Genomic DNA, 3,861 nt, shown 5'->3' on the forward strand with positions numbered 1-3,861 from the left:
GCACATTGCCTAAATGGTCGGTGTAATTAAACACATAATTAAACGAACCCAATTGGCTATTACTCAATGGTCTAGTATAATGTACATACCCTTCTGCATGTGGAAAAAATTGTAAAGTTGTGTTTAGATACTGAAAACCACTTAAATAATCGGTTGTGGTAGTAATATGCGCTACGTTATCTTCAACTACTTTTTTTACTTTTCCTCCTATCGCATTATAAAGATAATAAATATTTCCTTTTGCTCCAAAATTTATTTTTATGGGTAAATTTAAATGGTTGTAGGTTATATCTTCAACCCCTTTATTTGTGTCGGATTTCATATTGCCGTTAAAATCATAGGTGTAATCCTCAGTATGGTCAACGTTGTTAGCATCTACATCGCCAGATGCTACGTCATTGGCTTGGTTAAAACCTTGTGGGCTAGGATTTAAATCGTTTACTTTTAGTAATTGGTTTTTGTTATCTGGGTTTATAAAAAAAATGCCACAATTACGTGGCATTTTTTGTTTTATTTAGTTTTTGGGCACGGATTGCAAATCCGCGCTATCCGTTACGAGACATATCCGAGCCATCGGGTCATCTTCCGTCAGGGTCTGTATATTTTATTGGATTATTCCAAAATGCACTATATGGCGATTTATCAATTTGGTTCGGATTTTTTAAGATTAAAAGTTTCAATTTTAGTTTTATTTATTTTTAAAGTAATACTGCTGTCATTTTTTTTAATAATTTGATAATAAATTGTATTTGAAAAATCTTTCATCATTAAGAACTCTTTCACTTTATCTTCTTCATCTTTAGTTTGATAAATGGAATCTAGTATTTTATACTCATATATATCATCTGATGTGAACTTCATTTTTTTAAAAAACGCTATTTTATTTTCCCTAATACTTATACCAGATGAACTATCTAAATTACTTATCCATTCTCCTTTTTGGAATATTTGTTGTTTATTTAATTTGGAAGATTTAATAATGTTCTCTTTTATATTTAAATATTTAAAGTACAAAATAGGAATTAGAATTATACCAAAAATTACTATTAAAATTGTTGTTTTTTTCATGATTATTATTTAAAAAAATATTTAGAGATGCTTTTATTTAAACCAAAACATTTACTTTTTCCCCCAAGATCGAAGCCAAGCTGATTTATCATCATTTCTAGCATTATTCTTATTCTTAATAGAATCTATTTGCCTTTTTACGTTTGATGCTTTTCCTTTAAAATTAACTACATTAGTACTCTGTGTAACAGTACTGTCGTTTACATGATAAGTATAAGTAACTACTTTAATAGAAGAAGTTACTATTGGTTCTGTATTTTGCACTTCCATCGTAGAAATATTTCCATTTTTCTTTACAGCTTCTTGTAAAGTAGTTGCTTGTTGATAGGTATCAGTAGCGTTTTTAAATAAACTTAAAACCCATTCCCATATTCCAGTTGTTTTATTCATCAAAGATCTTGAAAGTTGTGGTGCAATAAAATCGCTTGACTCTAAAGAATGTGTAGTGGTTCCTTTCCAACCAGAAGTCCATCCACTTCTGTCAATACCCCATATAGTCATCCATCCAAAACTTGATGAAGATTTTTGCTTTGCGTTTCCTTTTACAACAACTTCTTCAATTTTAAAAGAAGCAATTCCTTTATCTTCAAGTATTCTGGTATTATTATTAGAATCTATTACCTCCGTACCAATTGCATTAAATTCATATCCTTTACCTTTGTATATTCTATTGACATCATCTTGGTTGTTTACATTTTTATCCCAAAATACTTCATCACCAGTATTTACCCACCCATCTTCTCTTAATCCTGATGGGTCCATAAAATAATTAGGATTGTTAAAAGCAAATCTATAAGGCGTTATTGAATATCCTAACTCTGCCAAAGCATCAATCGAGTTAAATCTACCTAATGCATTATCATATTGTCGATAATCCATTGCTGTCATGTTCAATCCCAACTCCTCTTGCAGCTCTTTGCCATTGTATTTATAATTGTAACTCGCATTCGCTACAGCGGGTGCTGGCACAATTTCTACACCTGTATCTGGAAATTCTTCAAAATTTAGTTTTTCTACATTATAGTTTTTGTGTTTTAATCCAAAAGCATAATAATGGTTTTCTTCTAAAATTTTAATCCTGTTTCCTACAAGTGGGTCTTTGGCATAAGATAATCTTACGTTGCCTAAATGGTCGGTGTAGTTAAATACATAATTAAAACTTCCCAATGCACTATTTTCTCCGCCTTGTGCGGCTAATGGCTTGGTGTAATGAACGTACCCTTCGGCATGTGGAAAAAATTGTAAAGTTGTGTTTAGATACTGAAAACCACTTAAATAATCGGTTGTGGTAGTAATATGCGCTACGTTATCTTCAACTACTTTTTTTACTTTTCCTCCTATCGCGTCATAAAGATAATAAATATTTCCTTTTGCGCCAAAATTTATTTTTATGGGTAAGTTTAAATGGTTGTACGTTATGCTTTCGATTTCTTTGTTAATATCTGCGGTCATATTACCGTTGTTGTCATAAGTAAAATCATTTTCATTAGAGGTATAGTTGTCTTTAAACCCTTGTGGGCTGTTACTTAAATCGTTTACTTTTAGTAATTGGTTTTTGTTATCTGGGTGGTAACTGTACTCTAAATTGTCTATTTGATTTACTGGAGTACCACCGCTCGGGTCTAAATTTCCATTTCTCTCTAAAGTTAAAATGTTACCAGCTTTGTCATAACTTAGTTTTTCTAAGTAATTATCTAAAGTATTTTGGTCTTCTGGTTTGCTATAATTGGCTTCTAACAAACGGTTTATATTATCATAATTATAGGCGTATTTTCGTTTTGTGTTATCAGCACTTGTGCGCCAAAGGGTTTCGGATATGTTGCCGTTAAAAAGTCCTGCTGTGTCGTCTTCTTTTTTGTTGTAATTTATTTTAAAAGCAAATAAATCCCTATCCGTTGCCGATGGCATTAAATTATTTACGTCATTAATCGCCGTAAGCCAGCCTCTAATATTGTACTTGTAATTTACTTTTTGTAAAGCTAGTGCACCAGTAACATCTGTGCCACCTACATTTTTAGCAACTAATTGCCCTAATTCATCATAGGTATTTAAGGTAAGTAATTGTTCGGGTAAAGCCCCTACAATTTCATGGGTGTGTTTTAGTAATCGGTCTTGTTCCGTATAAGTAAAACGTTCTTTTACTGTAAACAATTGCCCTGGAGCGGTTCTTTTATGTGAGGTTAAGGTATAAAGTGTTTTACCTGACCAATCCAATTTACTGTCTACTTGGGTGTAACCGCCTAAATAGTTTTTGGTGTAACTTCTGATAGGTCTGTATCTGGTGTCATAAACGATATAGGTGGTCTCGTTTGTGGTGGTATCAGCATCATCCAAAACACGCACCCAAGAACCAGTTGGCAATCCTTTTAGTTGGGAGCTTTGCGTGTTTTGACCTTCTATTTGTGATGGAATAGATGGCGCGTTAGGATACTCATAACTGTCGTAATAATTTACAGTTAGTAGTTTAAAGTTAGTTGGAAAAACCGAATTGGTATATTTAGTTGTTATTCCGTCAATGGTAACGGTTTCAGTAGATTTGTTTTCTGAAATTATTTCGTTGCCATCAATAATATCTTGCAAGCTCTTTCTATCTGAACTTATGGCTGTTGCCATGCCGTTGTACCAACCTGTGTACACAGGACGGTTGAACGCATCATATTTGGTGATTAGCCAACCCTTATCAGAATCACTACCACCCCAAGGGTTATATGCAGGACCTGTAGCCACAACCCTGTCTAATTTATCATATACAATGTATTCCCACTGCTTGCCTGGTAGTTTCTTTTCTACTAA

Annotated in this window: 2 protein-coding genes and 1 pseudogene; all 3 read right to left on the reverse strand. The window is 33.0% G+C overall.

Translation table 11 applies throughout. The features are described 5' to 3' along the window. Window positions 1-502 (reverse strand): annotated as a pseudogene (locus ABWP60_RS09470) (hypothetical protein); the annotation flags it as partial. Window positions 503-642: 140 nt separating this feature from the next. Further along, the gene (locus ABWP60_RS09475) at window positions 643-1,068 is read right to left on the reverse strand and encodes a hypothetical protein (protein ID WP_353151769.1); all 426 of its coding nucleotides are present in this window, start codon (window positions 1,066-1,068) and stop codon (window positions 643-645) included. Between the two features lie 51 nt (window positions 1,069-1,119). Beyond that, window positions 1,120-3,861 (reverse strand): RHS repeat domain-containing protein (locus tag ABWP60_RS09480; protein ID WP_353151771.1); only part of this gene is annotated, 2,742 nt, incomplete at its 5' end.

It is taken from the genome of Flavobacterium sp., assembly GCF_040402895.1.
In the GTDB taxonomy this organism is placed as follows: Bacteria; Bacteroidota; Bacteroidia; order Flavobacteriales; family Flavobacteriaceae; genus Flavobacterium.